The sequence below is a fragment of the Caulobacter sp. genome (genome assembly GCF_965279145.1).
Lineage (GTDB): Bacteria > Pseudomonadota > Alphaproteobacteria > Caulobacterales > Caulobacteraceae > Caulobacter.
In genome coordinates, this window is the sequence record NZ_OZ257139.1 from 112,242 (window position 1) to 126,727 (window position 14,486).

Consider the following 14,486-nt stretch of genomic DNA (forward strand, 5'->3'; position numbering starts at 1 on the left):
AACTGGACGGACGATCAGTGCGAGCGCAGCGGCGTCGGCGCGGGGGCCGGCGGCTGGGCCTGCCCCATCAGCTTGGCCAACATCGTTTCGCGATCACCGAAATCGGCGATCCCGCCCTGATTGATCACCATGATGTAGTCGGCGGAGGTCAGGATGTTGACCTTGTGGGTGGCGAACACCACCGTCCGCTTGGCCGCCTTCAGGCGGGTCAGGGCGTCGACCAGGGCCGCCTCGCCCAGGGCGTCCAGGCTGGCGTTCGGCTCGTCCAGCACCAGCAGGGCCGGCATCTTGTAGACCGAGCGCGCCAGGGCCAGGCGCTGACGCTGGCCGCCCGAAAGCGACGCCCCGCCCTCGCCGATCGGCGTGTCATAGCCCTGCGGCAGGTCCTGGATCATCGCATGCACGCCGGCCAGGGTGGCGGCGTCGATCACGTCCTGGGCTTCATACTCGGTGAAGCGGGCGATGTTCTGGGCGACGGTGCCGGAGAACAGCTCGATGTCCTGCGGCAGGTAGCCGATGTGGCGGCCCAGCTGCTCGGGATCCCACTGCTTGATGTCATAGCCGTCCAGCCGGATCACGCCGGCCGCGCAGGGCCAGACGCCGACGATGCCGCGCAGCAGCGAGGACTTGCCCGCCGCGCTGGGGCCGACGATCGCCAGGGCGGTGCCGGCGTCGAGACGGAAGGTGGCGTTGCGCATGGTCGGCGCCTGGGCGCCGGGCGGCAGGATCGAGGCGCCTTCGGCCGACAGCACGCCCTTGGGCTCCGGCAGCTGCATGTGCTCGGAAACATCCTTCTCGCCGCGCATCGTGGTCTGCAGGCGATCCCACGAACCGCGCGCGGCGATATAGCTTTTCCACTGGCCCACGGCGCCCTCGATCGGCGCCAGGGCGCGGCCCACCAGGATCGAGCCGGCGATCATGGCGCCCGACGAGATCTTGCCCTCGATGGCCAGATAGGCGCCGCCGCCCAGGATCAGGGTCTGGACGATCTGGCGGAAGACCTTGATGGCCGACATCACCGCGCCGCCGGCGTCGCTGGCAGCCGCCTGCCAGGCGATCTGCTCGTCGCGGCGCACGCGCCAGCGCTGCTGCAGGCCGCCCCACATGCCCATGGCCACGATGACCTCGGAGTTGCGCAGGGTGGAGCTGGCGTCGGACTGGGCGGCGATCGAGGCCATGGTCGCCATCTGCAGCGGGTTCTTGGTGCTGCGGTCATTGGCGATGGCCAAGCCGAAGATGATCACGCAGCTGATGATCGCCAGCACGCCGAAATAGGGGTGCAGGATGAAGGACACGATGATGAACACCGGCGTCCACGGCGCGTCGCAGAACGCGATCAGGCCGCCGGTCATGAATTCGCGCACCACGTCCATGTCGCGGAACGCCTGAGCGCCCGAGCCGCGCTTGTTCAGCGTCGAATCCAGCACGGCGCGGAACACCGGGTCGCGGACCTGGCCATCAAACTTGAGGCCGGCGCGCACCAGCACCTGGGTGCGCAGGGCTTCCAGGAAACCATAGATCACGAACAGGAAGATGCAGATCAGCGTCAGCACGACCAGGGTCATGACATTGCGGCTGGACAGCACGCGGTCATAGACCTGGAGCATGTAGAGCGGGCTGACCAGGGCCAGGATGTTGATGAAGAAGCTGAACACCATGGCGGTGATCAGGGCCGGCCGGGCGGCGTTGGCCGCCACGTTCAACGGCGTGAGCTTCTCGATTTTCTTAGCTGACATCAGGGTTCACAGACCAAGCCGTAGGATGCGGATCGACGACTATCGCCGCGCCGCGATCGACCACGCAATTGTGGCCAAAAATTAGTCGCCGCGCGGCCCCCGCGATAGCGCGCCCGACGGCGCGTTCCCCGGTTGCGGCACAAGCCGAATTCGCCCCGTAGCGCCCCCTCTCGTCCGGTGTCAAGCGGCTTCGCCCCGACCGGTCCAAGGCGGAGCTTGGGTCCTCGCAACAAAAAAGCGCCGCTCCGGAAAACCGAAGCGGCGCGATCTTGGCCAAGTCGCCAGCCGGAGAGAACCCCGGCTGGCTTCCAGGTCTCTTAGGCGAAGGTCAGCGTGTTGCTGCCGGCAGCGTAGGAAGCCGAAGCGAGACCCGACGAGGTCGTACCCGCCAGCTTCACAACGATGTCGCCAGCGTCGAGGTTGGTCGACGCACCGAGGTGCTCCACGATGTAGGTGTCAGCGCCATACACGAACCAGTAGATCTGGGCGTTCGTGTCACCAGCGGCGGTGATCGCGAGGTCCAGAGCGTTGGCGAGCGTGACGGCGGCACCAACGTTGGCGGCGGTGCTGTTGAACACTTCCGTACCGCCGTTGGCGAACACGAGCGAGTCACCGGTCCCGGTCGCGTCAGCGATCGTGATGGTGACGCCAACCGAGGCGGCCACGTTCACCGCGTCCGTACCGCCACCCAGGGTGATGGACGAAGCGTGAGCCGAGGTCGTGATCGTGTCGTCGCCAGCGCCGGCGTTAACCGTCGAAGCGCCGCCCAGGGTGATGACGTCGTTGCCAGCGCCCGAGTTGATCGTGGCAGCGCTGTTGACGACGATGGTGTCGGCGCCGTCGCCGGTCGAAACCGTGAGGGCCTTCGTCAGAGCAGCAACCGTAACCGAGTCATCGGCCGAGCCGGTCGTGATCGTCAGACCACCTTCAGCAACGCCCAGGTTGGCGGTGTTGAGGGTGACGATGCCCGTAGCGGCCGACGCGTTGATCGCGCTGACGCCATTGCCGTCGCCGCCAGCGCCGGCGGTGCCGAAGGCGCCGGTGAAGCTGATCGTGGTGGCTTGAGCGCCCGTAACGGTCAGGGTGCGAGCAGCCGCGTCCGTCAGCGAGATCGTGTTGGTCGTGAAGCCCGAAGCGGCGCCCGAATTGATGGACACAGCTTCGATGCCAGCGATCGAAACGATCTTGGCGTCGACGGTGTTCGGGGCCGAGATCTTGGAGCCGCCAACACCGGCGAAGCCGATGGTGTAGGCGTCAGCCGAACCCGAAACGCCCGAGAACGTCAGGGTGGTGGTGCCCGCGGCGGCCGTACCGGTGACCGACAGCGATTGAGCGGTGGTCACGTTCGAGAACGTACCGTTGCCGCCACCAGCGCCCAGTTCCAGCGACGTGATGGTCGAACCCGTCAGCAGAGCGGCGTCGAGCGTGTTGGCGCCCAGACCCAGCACTTCGAAGTTCTTGAACATCGAGCCGTTGCCGGCGTTGATCAGGGCCGAGGCGACCGTGTCGGAGCCGGCGCCGCCGTCAACGACGGTGCTGCCCGAAGCGGTGATCACCGTGGTGCCCAGCAGACGGTCGTCGCCGCCACCCAGGGTAACCGACGAAGCGGTCGGCAGAGCGCCAACCAGCGTCACGTAGTCGGCGCCAGCGCCGCCAGCGTAGGTGACCTTGGTCGCGTCGATCGACACCGTGGTGGTGCCGGTCGTGCCGGTCGTGTCAACCTTCGTCAGGGTGGTCAGGCCGTTGAGCGTAGCCGTCAGGCCAGCGGTACCCGAAACGTTAACCGTGGTGGCGGCGGTGAGGCCGGCAGCCGAGGTCAGGGTCAGGAGGCTGTTGCCGGCGACGTTCAGGGTCGTCGCGGCCGAACCAACGATGTTGGCAACGGTAGCAGCGCCCGAGGTCGTGGCGTTGATGGTCTTGTACTGAGCGCCCGTGATCGCGCCGGTCGAACCCTTACCAAGGTTCAGGGCCAGAGCGGTCGTGGTGTAGCCCGCGCCCGAGTTGACCGTGACGGCGCCGACGGTGCCCGACAGGTTCAGGGTCGCCAGCGAGTTGTCAGCGATCGTAACGGCGCCGGCGTTGGCGACGGTGACGGTGGCGATCGTGCCGGCCTTCGTCGCGTGAGCGCCATTGGCGTCATTGATGGTCACGGCGCCGGCGGTAACGCCAACGACCGAAGCACCGGCCGTAGCGGAAGCCGTTTGCGAGACCGAGACCGAGGTGGTGGCCGAGGTGCCGGTAGCCGTAACGGCGCCCAGAACGGCGGTCGTGTTGACCACGGCGTTCGTCGCGACTTGCGTCACGCCGATGCTGGTGCCGCCGGTGACGGCGATGTTGCCTTGCGTGTTGGCGCCGGTTTCGGTGGCCTTCACGGTGACAGCGCCGGTCGGAGCGGTGGTGCCGCCAACCGTGATCGTGCCGGTGCCGGCCGAGGTGGCCGTAACCGAAACCGACGAACCGCCTTCAACAGCGATGGCGCCAGCGGCTTGGGTGGCGTCGGTGACCGTGACGGCGGTGGTGCCGGCGGCGGTGACCGAAGTCGCGCCGATCGAGGTCACGCCAACCGAGGTCAGGCCGCTGAAGCCGCTGACGTCAGCCGTCACAGCGCCGATCGAGACGATGGTGGCGGCTTCGACGTTGGCGACCTTCAGACCAGCGATGGAGCTCAGGTTCAGAGCACCGGCGACATCAACGATGGCGAGGGTGTCGTTGCCGGCGCCGCCGTCGATCGAGTCGAGCGTCGTCAGGGTGGTGTTGGTGGCGTTGATGACGTCGTTGGCCGAGGTCAGGGCCAGGGTGTCAACGCCGGTCGTCAGAGCGGTGGTGACCGAGGCCTGCGTGCCCGGATAGGCCGTCAGGATGTTGACGCCAGCGGCGTTGTCGGTCGACAGCGTGCCGTCAACCAGGTCGTTGATCAGAGCGGTGGTCGCGGCGGCATAGCCACCCAGGCCCGACGTCGTGGCGGCCGACAGGATTTCGCCGATCAGGGCGGCCTTGACGGCCAGATCGATGTCAGCAGCGGCGGTCAGGCCGGTGTTGGCCTTCACGAACGCGGTCAGATAATCGATGTTGGCTTGACGGCTCAGGTAAGCAACGGCGGCGGCGACATCAACGCCAGCGGCGGTGGCGACGGCGTTGCCGATGATCTTGTCATAGGCCGTGGCGACCGTCTGAGCGATCGAGACCGAACCGTAGGAAGCGGCGAAAGCGGCGGCGCCTTCACCAGCGCCCGTGGCGAGGTTGATCGAGAAGTTGATGAAGCGGTTTTCCTGAGCGAACTTCGAGTAGTAAGCGTCGTTCAGGTCGTTGGTGTTGGTGGTCGAGTCAACCAGGTAGTCCAGGCCAGCGGCCGACGGGGCGTGGCCCGTGAAGAACTGGTAGGTTTCGACGGCGACGGCCGTCGTGGCGTTGACCAGCTTCAGGGTGTTGGCGAGCGCGACGGCGTCGGTGACGCCGCCCGTTTGCGATTGCGTGGCGTAGGCGTCGAGGGTCAGCGTGGTCGCCGAGTCAGGCGCCTTGCCGAGGTTGGCGTTGGTGTACGCAGTCACCAACTGAGCCGTAGTATAGGCCATCGGATAGTCTCCCAAAAAAATCCCAACCCCCTGCGGCGCGTTGGCACACATGGGAGCAGTGAGGGCTATAGAGCAAATGACATACGCCGACAATCCGGAATTTTGAGCCGTGCAGCATTTTCCATACCGGTACAGCAAATACGAATGTCGTAATCCTTGAACCCCCCGGTTTTCGCGCGTATATAGAATGCGTGATTTCACCTGCCGGACGAGCTGGCGCGCCCCGCGCGGCTCTCCCCCGGTCTGGCGCGGGACAGTAGTAATGTACGGTAATCCACAACGCCGGAACGCCTCGGACGTTCAGGACCTGCGCCGCGAAGGCGGTCGCTGGCTCAAGGAGCGTCGCGAGGAGATCGGCCTGTCGCAGCGTCAGCTGGCGGCCAAGGTCGGCGCCGACTATTATACCTTCATCTCGCAGCTGGAGACGGGTCGCGGCCGCATTCCGCCGGACCGTTACCGCGACTGGGCCCGCGCCCTTGAGGTGCCGGAAAAGGTGTTCGTTCGCGAACTGCTCCGCTTCTACGATCCCACCACCTACGAAATCCTGTTCAGCGAAGACTAGTTCGTCTAGGGTGCCGTTAACCGACAAAAGTCGGACTACGGGTCGGGCGTAAGGAAACTACCGCCGCATGGTCGCGCAGATCGTCTCTTTCTTTCAGCGGACGCCCCGCTTCTCGCCGACTCCGGCTGACTGGAGTCAGCAGGAACTGGCCGAATTCTATCGGGTCGAGAACGCCCTGATCCGCGCGGGCATCCGCGTCGGCACCGATCGCGGCCTGAGCGACGAGAACGAGCCCTGGTTCATCTTCTATCGCGCCGATGACGGCGAGGTGGTGATCCATTTCGCGCGCATCGACGGCGAGTACCTGATCGCCGGCCCGGCCTATGAAGAGATCGCGCGGGGCTACGACTTCTCGGCCCTGGTGCGCAACATGATCGCGCGCCATCCGCTGGTTCGCCGGTCGCACCAGAACGACAACGTCTCGATCCACCCCGCCGCCCTGCTGATCGCCGTCGTCGGCACCGCCTTCTTCAAGACGGGCGAAGCGCGCGCGGCCGAGACCAAGGATGGCGCGCCCAGCCGCCCTGCCCTGCTGTTCGGCTCCAGCGCGCCCATCGCCGTGCAGGCCGCCGCCCCGCAGCATATCGATTCCGTCCAGATCCCCGCCAACCAGGCGGTGCTGATCCTGGCCGCCGCGCTGCTGGCCTCGAACTATTCGGTGGAAGCCGCGAGCATCGACGCCGCGACCCGCGCCGCCCTCAAGGCGACGGCCGCCGCCCTGGATTTCAGCGGCGTGTCGCACACGCCGGTCGGTCCCGCCCCGGAGGCCGTCGGCCCCGGCGCGGCCCACGCCGTGACGCCCGACGCCTCGGCCGCCCAGCACATGTCGTCGGTGCTGTCGCTGGTGGCGATGCTGAGCACCATGCCGCAGGATCACGTCCTGGCCGAGAGCGCCGCGCCCCCGGAAACGGCGCTGACACAAGCGGCTCTGCGTCACGACCCGATCTTCAACGCCGTGCCGGCCACGTCGGAAGACCATGGCTGGTCGATCGACGTGCGCCTCAGCGCCGGCGCGCTGCCGTCTGTCGAGGCCATCCAGCTGGTTCGCGGCTATCTGGGCGAAGCCGGCTACGGCAAGATCTCGGTGATCGAAGTCACCAAGCTGCCCGAAGTGCTGGCCGACCTGATCAATCGCGGCGAGCACGTGTTCACCCCGGTCACACCGGACACCACGACCACTCCGCCGATCACGCCACAGCCCGTCACCCCGACGACGCCCGACGCCAGCGGCGGCGGCGGCGGCGATAGCGGCGGCGGCGGCAATGGCGGCGGCGGCGATAGCGGCGGCGGCGGCAATGGCGGCGATGGCGGCCATACTGGCTACACGCCCCTGCCGATCGAGCCGACGCCGCAGCCCACGGCCTTCGCCACGACGGAAATGGTCAAGCAGTTCATCGACTACTTCATCAGCCACACTAGCGACGTGACGGTGATGCAAAACGGGCCGTCGATCGTAATGTTCGACTCGCGCGTGCTGCATCACGTGGAAACGATCGTTCACCTGACCAGCCTGACCTTCGACTTCGCCGACGGCGGGTCGATCAGCCTCGTGGGCGACTCCTCCTCCTTCCTCAATAATCATTTTCTGACCTGAGCCCACGCGGCGGAGTCTTCGAGACTTCGCCGTGTTTCTGGCCCGGGTTTCTGGGCCAGGTTTCTGGTATGGCTGAACCGCAAGAGCGGCGGGTGCTTGATTCCGCGCTCAAGGAAGGACTGTCTTGAGGCCCGCACGTATGGATCTGGCGATCCGATCCGCCATGCGCGCGCCGCGGATCGCCCCTGAAACCGCCACCGCTCCGGAACCGCAGGGTGGTCCGCCGCCCAAACGCCGTTTCGGTCTGGCCCGGCGGTTGCTGGCGCCCGTGCTGGCGCCCCTGGCCCACTATGCACGCCGCTACCTGCAGGCCTCGGTCGAGCACCAGTTGCACGAAACGCGCGCCCATCTGCTGGCCGTGTCGCAGGACCTGGCGCGGGTCAATGACCGGCTGGATCGCACCGAGCAGGCTCTGGACGCCGTCCTGCGCCGCCAGGACAGCGCCACCGAAGTGATGCGCGCCGTCGCCGCCCAGCTGTCGGTGATCCAGACCCAGGGCGCCAGGACGTCCGACGACCTGATCCGGCTGCCTGGCCTGTTCGGCCCCCGCTTCGACGAGATCGAGATCAAGCTGCGCCCGCTGGTGCCGTATGACGACGAGTCGGTCGCCGTGCGGATGCATGAGGGCTATGTCGTCGCGCCGCGCAGTTCGCCCAACTTCGTCACCATGCTGGCCAACGCCTCCAGTCGGGGTCTCGAGCCCGGCACGCGCGACGTGCTGCGCCGCTTGATCCAGCCGGGCATGACCGTCGCCGATATCGGCGCCAATATCGGCCTGCTGACCCTGGTCTGCGCCTGGTCCACCGGCCCGAGCGGCCGGGTGATTGCCTTCGAGCCCGAAGCCGTGCCGCGCGCCAATCTGAACAAGATGATCTCGCTGAACGGCCTCAGCTGGGTCGAGGTCCGCGACCAGGCCGTCGGCGCCGCCGCCGGCCGGCTGACCTTCCACGTCAGCGACATCATCGGCCACAGCTCGCTGTACGCCCTGCCCGAGGACGAGGAAGCCCGCGCCCGCATCGTCGAGGTCGAGGTGCTGCCGCTGGACAAGGTGCTGGCCGGCAAGCGCCTGGACGTGGCCAAGATCGACGTCGAGGGCGCCGAGCTGGACGTGCTGGCCGGCATGGCCGCCGCGCTCAAGGGCAATCCCGACCTAGCCATCGTCGCCGAGTTCGGTCCGGTCCACGTCAAGCGCGTGGGCCAGACGCCGGCGGGCTGGTTCAAGACCTTCGCCCAGGCCGGCTTCAAGCCGTACATGATCAACGAGACCACCGGCGACTGCGAACCCTGCACCGCCGCCAGCGCGGCCAAGGTCGTCTCGGCCAATATCGCGTTCGTACGGCCCGGCGGCGACGCCGAACGCCGCCTCCTGAAGCTGTAGAGACCCGCCATGAAGATCGCCTGGGTGACGCCGTTCGCGCTGCGGTCCTCGATCGGCCGGGTCAGCGCCGAGGTCACCCGTGTCCTGGCCTCGCGCGGCCATGAGGTCGAGATCCTGCGCTGCGAGGACGAGAACGACGCGAGCGAGCCTTTGCACCCCACCCGCCTGCCCGTCCGGCACTGGCGGGCCTATCCCCTGCACGATCTGAAGACCGAGTTCGACCTGGTGGTGGTCAATATCGGCGACAACTACCCGTTCCACGCCGGGATCTTCCACGTGCTGGAAGCCGCCAGCTGCCTGGGCGTGTTCCACGACTTCTATATCTACAACCTGTTCTCCGGCTGGCTGCACTTCAACCATCTGGACTATCGCCGTCACGACGCGGAGATCATCGCGACCTATGGCCCGGACAGGACCGAGGACGCCGTCGCGACCCGCTCGGGCCTGCGCGACATCAGCCAGATCGCCGAACGGATCCCCATGGCCGAATGGCTGGCCGCGCGCTGCGGCGGGGCCATCGCCCACGCCCGGTTCTACGCGCCGCGTCTGGAGGCCGCCTGCCCCGGCCCGGTCTCGGTCCAGCCTCTTTGCTGCCCCGACCGCGCCACGCCGCCCCCTCCGCCCGTCGCCGGCGATCGCCTGACCCTGACTACCGTCGGGGTGATGAACGCCAACAAGCGCGTGGCCGACATCATCCAGGCCATCGGCGGATCGCCGCGCCTGCGGGACTGCGTCTATCGCCTGGTGGGCCCCATCTCGCCCGAGGAGCAGGCCCGCCTGGAAGCCCTGGCCGAGGAGGTGGGTTTCGCGGGTCTGGAGATCGACGGCGCCGTGGACGACGCCCAACTGGACCAGCGCCTGGCGCAGGCCGACATCATCTGCTGCCTGCGCAAGCCGGTGCTGGAAGGCGCCTCGGGCTCCGCGATCGAAGGCATGCTCAGCGGCCGCCCCACCGTGGTGGCGCGCGCCGGCTTCTACGGCGAACTGCCCGAGGATCTGGTCTTCAAGGTCGATGGGGCGATCGATGTCGCCGAGATCCGCGCCGTGCTGGAGCGCCTGGCTGACGATCCCGAACTGCGGCTGCGCACCGGCAAGGCCGCGCGCGCCTGGGCCCTGACCACGCTGAACGCCGAACGCTATGTCGATGGCGTCGAGGCGATGGCCCAGGCCATGATCCTCAACCGGCCCCTGCTCGAGATCGGCCGACGGATCGGCGGCGAACTCAAGGCGCTAGGCCTGGACGAGACCGACCCCGCCGCCGACCGCATCGGCGCGACGTTGCAGAAGCTGTTCGCGCCGCTGGACGCCTAGAGCGCGACGACAGGTTGCCTGTTCGCCTGTGGCGCCCCTGCCAAGTTTAAAGACTTAAGATCTCACGGCAAAGCTTTAAGGGCTTGGCAATATTTCGGAAAATTTCCTCACGAAACCTTGACAGTAAGGAGCGGGCAATTCAGCACGAAACCTTGTGATTTCCAAGGGCACGTCTCATCCTGCCATAGGGATTTGACGTGAGCATTGTACCGGGTGAGGCTGACTGTGCGAAATCGCCGCAAGCTCGCACTATTGCCGTCCGCAGCCATCGGACTCTTATACGCCTGTAACCGTATGGATTCTTCCGATGAGCCTAGATTCCTTTCCCGCAGCGCCCGAGGCCCTGAGCATCGACGTCGAGACTGGCGACGTGTTCAGCGCGTTCGTGAACGCGGACTCCCGGATGGGTGTGGTCGCCGGCAAACAGAGCCTGACCGTAAGCGGCGCCGCCTACCAGCTGCTGCGTAGTGAGCCCGGCTGGTCCAGTGCGCTGGGGGTGTCCTTCACGGTCAGTTACGGCTTCCGATCGACCGCGCCGTCCTCGATGCCGACCGACACCACCGATTTCACCCGCTTCAACGCCGCCCAGATCTACCAGGCCGAACAGGCCCTCACCGCCTGGTCCGACGTCGCCAACATCACCTTCGTCCGCGTGGGCGAAGGCGCCAACGGCGAGGCCGCCTATACCAACGCGGCCTCCATTCTGTTCTCGAACTACAGCGACACCTCCAGCACCGCCGCCTCGGCCTTCGCCTTCTATCCGGGCAATGTCGCCGCCTCCGCGAGATCCGGCGACGTCTGGGTCAATACCTCGCTGTCGTACAACCGCGCGCCCACCGGCTCGAACTATGGCGGGATGACCCTCGTCCACGAGATCGGCCATGCGATCGGCCTGGCCCACCCCTCCGACTATGACGCCTCCGACACCGCCAAGGCGACCTATGCCGCCAGCGCCGGCTATTACGAGGACAGTCGTCAGTACACGGTGATGAGCTATTTCAGCGAGACCAACACCGGCGGCCAGTTCAATGGCATCTACGCCTCGGCCCCACTGCTTGACGACATCGCCGCCGCCCAACTGGCCTATGGCGCCAACATGACCACCCGCACGGGTGACACGGTCTATGGCTTCAACGCCAATGCCGGTCGTGACTGGTTCGAGACCAGTTCGGCGTCGCGCAAGCTGATCTTCGCGGTGTGGGACGCCGGCGGCGTCGATACGCTGGACTTCTCCGGCTACGCCAACAACCAGACCATCGACCTGCGGCAGGGCTTCTTCTCAAGCGTCGGCGGACTGGTCGGCAACGTCACCATCGCCATCGGCGCGGATATCGAAAACGCGCGGGGCGGTACGGGCTCCGACATCATCGTCGGCAACGCCCTGGCCAATGTGCTGGAAGGCGGAGCCGGCGCGGATTCGCTGGATGGCGGCGCCGGTCGGGACTCGGCGCGCTATTCCGGCGCGTTCGGGCGCTACACCCTGACCGCGACCTCTGACGGCGGCTGGACCATCCGCGACACTGGTTCCGACGGCCAGGACAGCCTGCTGAACATCGAGACCCTGCTCTTCACCGACCGCTCGGTGTCGATGGTCGACAGCCGGGTGGCGACGGCCATGAACAACATCCTCCGGCTGAAGGCCTTCACGACGGCCGCCGAACCGCTGACCAGCAGCCTGGGCGCTAGCATGGCGGCCGGCGCCCTGAAGGCCGAGGCGATCGCCCAGGTCATCAAGACGGCGGCCGACACCAGCGCCGTGGCGGTGCTGACCTACCAGTTCTTCACCGGCAAGACCCCGTCCTCGGCCGGGATGGACTATCTGATCGCGCCCGACGGCCCGAACGCCAACAATCTCAATAGCGCCTACTACCAGAGCTTCGGGTTCGAGAACCGCTACATCAACTTCGCGGTCAACCTGGGCAAGATCGGCGAGGGCGCGACCGCGTTCGCGTCCAAGTACGGCGCCCTGACCCTGTTCGACGCCACCAAGCAGGCCTATGGCGTGATCTTCGGCGCCGCGCCCACGGACGAAAAGGTCCACACGCTGCTGGACGCCACGTTCACCCTGAACGGAGCGACCCTGACACGGGCCGACTATTTCAACGCCTATGGCCTGGACGGCCTGAACGGCCAGGGCACCAAGGCGGCCATGGTCGGCTGGCTGCTGGCCGAAGCCGAGAAGGCGCATGTCGGCGTCTACGCCCTCTCCGCCGAGTCGTTCTTCAACGCGCTGGCGAACGGCGATGTTCTGGGCGTCGACCTGATCGGCGTCTATGCCAAGCCGGAATACAATCTGGTCTGACCGCCATTGCCGGCGCCGCTCAAACCGGCAACGCCGACCGAGCGCCAGCGTGACCGCGACTCGGGCTGACAATCCAGCGTGACCGTGGCAGCGTGCGGCGGGGTTTGTAGAGCGACGGTCGTCCGACGCCCCCGCATTCAAGAGCAGTTCCATGACCACCACGCCTCCCGAAGACGACACCCCCGAGACCGAAGCGCCGCACGCCGCCAAGGTTGGCGTCATCGACACCGGTCACAACGTCACCAGCGCGGCTGGCGAACCGATCAACGGCCTGCTGGCCGACATCGCCGACGGCGACATCTGATATCCGGCGCCGTCGCGCCGCGAGTCTTGATCGTAGCGTGACGGCCTCTGATGCGGCGGCCAGATTTTCCGCCCTATTCGACCGCGAGAATGACGTTCGCGGGCTCGATAACGGCAACGACCGACGCACCGACCACGATTCCCGCCCCATCGATCCCGGACCGTGGCGTTGTCGCCACCAGCGTCTTTCCCGCGGCAAGGGTCAGGCGGATTTCACTGGTGGTCTCTCCATCCTCGCGATCAACAACCACCCCGGCCAGCGCGTTGGGCCCAGATGCCGCCTCGCGACCGAGCGAGACGAAGCTGGACTTGATCAGGGCGATCGCGGGCTTGCCGATCGCCAGGCCCAGTTCGTCGCAGCTGCGGCGGGTAATCACCGAAACAATCTCGACACCGTCCCCCAGCGCCAGGGCGACCTCGACAGTGACCGCGCCGAGCGCGATGCGGGTCACCACGCCGCGCAGGGCGTTACGGGCGCTGGTGCGCAGTCCCAGACTCCAGAACAGGTCGCCCAGCCCGGTGTCGCCCCCCGAGCTCAAGCCGACCTCCAGCCGCGTCAGGACCGCGCCGATCTCGCGCTCGACCTGACGGAATGCCTTGATCACCGCGTGGCCGCGAGGGGTGATCACCGCCGCGCCGCCGGCTCTGCCACCCGAACTGGCGGCAATCAACGGCGCGTCAAACAGGTTGTTCAGCGCCTGGATGGCGTCCCAGGCGCCCTTGTAGCTAAGGCCCAGCTGTTTGGCCGCCGCGGCGATCGAGCCGCGTTCCCCGACCGCTTCCAGCAAGGCGATGCGTTCCAGCCCGACACGAGCCAGCGCCCCCCGACGCAGAACAAGCGAAGCGCTGAGATCGCCCTCGGCGGACATGGTTGCTCCTGATCGGGCGGGACAGCGTTATGTAGTCTTGCTACATAACGCTGGTTCGTCGCCGGCTCCAAGTCCCCAGGTCTCGCATGCCCGTTCCCCAACGCCTGCTCGCCGCCACCTTCGCCGCCCTTGCCGGAGGCGCGCTGTCGCTGCTGCTCGGGGCCTCGGCTCTGGCCGCCGAGACCAAGGTCGCGGTCGCCGCCAACTTTACCGAGCCGGCCAAGGAGATCGCCGCCCGGTTCCAGGCTCGCACCGGCCACAAGGCGACCCTGAGCTTTGGTTCTTCAGGCCAGTTCTACACCCAGATCGCCAACGGCGCGCCGTTCGAGGTGTTCCTGTCGGCCGACGCCGAGCGCCCGACCCGGGCCGAGGCCGAGGGCCTGGCCGTGGCGGGCACGCGCTTCACCTACGCCACCGGTCGGCTGGTGCTGTGGAGCAGGACGCCCGGCCTGATCGACGGCAACGGCGCGGTGCTGGCCAAGGGCGGGTTCGAAAAGCTGGCCATCGCCGACCCCAAGGCCGCGCCCTATGGGCAGGCGGCGGTCGAGACCCTGACCCGTCTCAAGCTCTATGATGCGGTGAAGCCGAAGATCGTGACCGGCTCGTCCATCACCCAGGCCTTCCAGTATGTGCAGACCGGCGCGGCGGAACTGGGTTTCGTGGCCCTGTCACAGGTGATCAACGAACCGGGCGGCTCGCGCTGGATCGTACCCGCCGCCGACCACACGCCCATCGACCAGCAGGCCGTGCTCCTGAAGACCGGCGCGAACAACGACGCCGCCAAGGCGTTCCTGGCGTTCTTGAAGAGCCGCGAAGCCAAGGCCATCATCAAGCGCTACGGCTACGAGGTTCGCTAGAA

The 14,486-nt window shown here is 67.0% G+C and carries 10 protein-coding genes; 7 read left to right on the forward strand and 3 right to left on the reverse strand.

The window, feature by feature from the left end:
• Positions 1-14: 14 nt before the first annotated feature.
• Entirely contained in the window at positions 15-1,736 is a 1,722-nt protein-coding gene (locus ACQY9P_RS00550; RefSeq protein WP_421737196.1) for a type I secretion system permease/ATPase, read from the reverse strand.
• A 317-nt stretch (positions 1,737-2,053) separates the two neighbouring features.
• Entirely contained in the window at positions 2,054-5,308 is a 3,255-nt protein-coding gene (locus ACQY9P_RS00555; protein WP_428150954.1) for an S-layer protein RsaA, read from the reverse strand.
• A gap of 262 nt (positions 5,309-5,570) precedes the next feature.
• Here ACQY9P_RS00555 and ACQY9P_RS00560 point away from each other — a divergent pair, with 262 nt between their 5' ends.
• From ACQY9P_RS00560 to ACQY9P_RS00585, 6 genes are all read left to right on the forward strand, one after another.
• A complete protein-coding gene (locus ACQY9P_RS00560) occupies positions 5,571-5,870 on the forward strand; it encodes a helix-turn-helix domain-containing protein (RefSeq protein WP_421737195.1) in 300 nt (99 codons plus the stop codon).
• 67 nt (positions 5,871-5,937) lie between these two features.
• Positions 5,938-7,464, forward strand: a complete 1,527-nt coding sequence (locus tag ACQY9P_RS00565; protein WP_421737194.1) for a hypothetical protein — start codon at positions 5,938-5,940, stop codon at positions 7,462-7,464.
• A 163-nt stretch (positions 7,465-7,627) separates the two neighbouring features.
• The gene (locus tag ACQY9P_RS00570; protein ID WP_421737193.1) at positions 7,628-8,842 is read left to right on the forward strand and encodes an FkbM family methyltransferase; all 1,215 of its coding nucleotides are present in this window, start codon (positions 7,628-7,630) and stop codon (positions 8,840-8,842) included.
• 9 nt (positions 8,843-8,851) lie between these two features.
• On the forward strand, positions 8,852-10,153 hold the full coding sequence (locus ACQY9P_RS00575) for a glycosyltransferase family 4 protein (protein ID WP_421737192.1): 1,302 nt from the start codon (positions 8,852-8,854) through the stop codon (positions 10,151-10,153).
• A 307-nt stretch (positions 10,154-10,460) separates the two neighbouring features.
• The gene (locus ACQY9P_RS00580; RefSeq protein WP_421737191.1) at positions 10,461-12,455 is read left to right on the forward strand and encodes a M10 family metallopeptidase C-terminal domain-containing protein; all 1,995 of its coding nucleotides are present in this window, start codon (positions 10,461-10,463) and stop codon (positions 12,453-12,455) included.
• A 151-nt stretch (positions 12,456-12,606) separates the two neighbouring features.
• Positions 12,607-12,759, forward strand: a complete 153-nt coding sequence (locus ACQY9P_RS00585) for a hypothetical protein (protein WP_421737190.1) — start codon at positions 12,607-12,609, stop codon at positions 12,757-12,759.
• 73 nt (positions 12,760-12,832) lie between these two features.
• Here ACQY9P_RS00585 and ACQY9P_RS00590 read toward each other — a convergent pair whose 3' ends face one another.
• Entirely contained in the window at positions 12,833-13,627 is a 795-nt protein-coding gene (locus tag ACQY9P_RS00590; protein WP_421737189.1) for a TOBE domain-containing protein, read from the reverse strand.
• 86 nt (positions 13,628-13,713) lie between these two features.
• Between ACQY9P_RS00590 and modA the strand changes: the two genes are divergently transcribed.
• The gene (modA, locus tag ACQY9P_RS00595; protein ID WP_421737188.1) at positions 13,714-14,484 is read left to right on the forward strand and encodes a molybdate ABC transporter substrate-binding protein; all 771 of its coding nucleotides are present in this window, start codon (positions 13,714-13,716) and stop codon (positions 14,482-14,484) included.
• Positions 14,485-14,486 lie beyond the last annotated feature (2 nt).

Bases quoted from the DNA above. Each gene is read 5' to 3' on its own strand.
- ACQY9P_RS00550 (WP_421737196.1), bottom strand. From the start codon at position 1,736: ATGTCAGCTAAGAAAATCGAGAAGCTCACGCCGTTGAACGTGGCGGCC.
- ACQY9P_RS00555 (WP_428150954.1), bottom strand. From the start codon at position 5,308: ATGGCCTATACTACGGCTCAGTTGGTGACTGCGTACACCAACGCCAAC.
- ACQY9P_RS00560 (WP_421737195.1), top strand. From the start codon at position 5,571: ATGTACGGTAATCCACAACGCCGGAACGCCTCGGACGTTCAGGACCTG.
- ACQY9P_RS00565 (WP_421737194.1), top strand. From the start codon at position 5,938: ATGGTCGCGCAGATCGTCTCTTTCTTTCAGCGGACGCCCCGCTTCTCG.
- ACQY9P_RS00570 (WP_421737193.1), top strand. From the start codon at position 7,628: ATGCGCGCGCCGCGGATCGCCCCTGAAACCGCCACCGCTCCGGAACCG.
- ACQY9P_RS00575 (WP_421737192.1), top strand. From the start codon at position 8,852: ATGAAGATCGCCTGGGTGACGCCGTTCGCGCTGCGGTCCTCGATCGGC.
- ACQY9P_RS00580 (WP_421737191.1), top strand. From the start codon at position 10,461: ATGAGCCTAGATTCCTTTCCCGCAGCGCCCGAGGCCCTGAGCATCGAC.
- ACQY9P_RS00585 (WP_421737190.1), top strand. From the start codon at position 12,607: ATGACCACCACGCCTCCCGAAGACGACACCCCCGAGACCGAAGCGCCG.
- ACQY9P_RS00590 (WP_421737189.1), bottom strand. From the start codon at position 13,627: ATGTCCGCCGAGGGCGATCTCAGCGCTTCGCTTGTTCTGCGTCGGGGG.
- modA (WP_421737188.1), top strand. From the start codon at position 13,714: ATGCCCGTTCCCCAACGCCTGCTCGCCGCCACCTTCGCCGCCCTTGCC.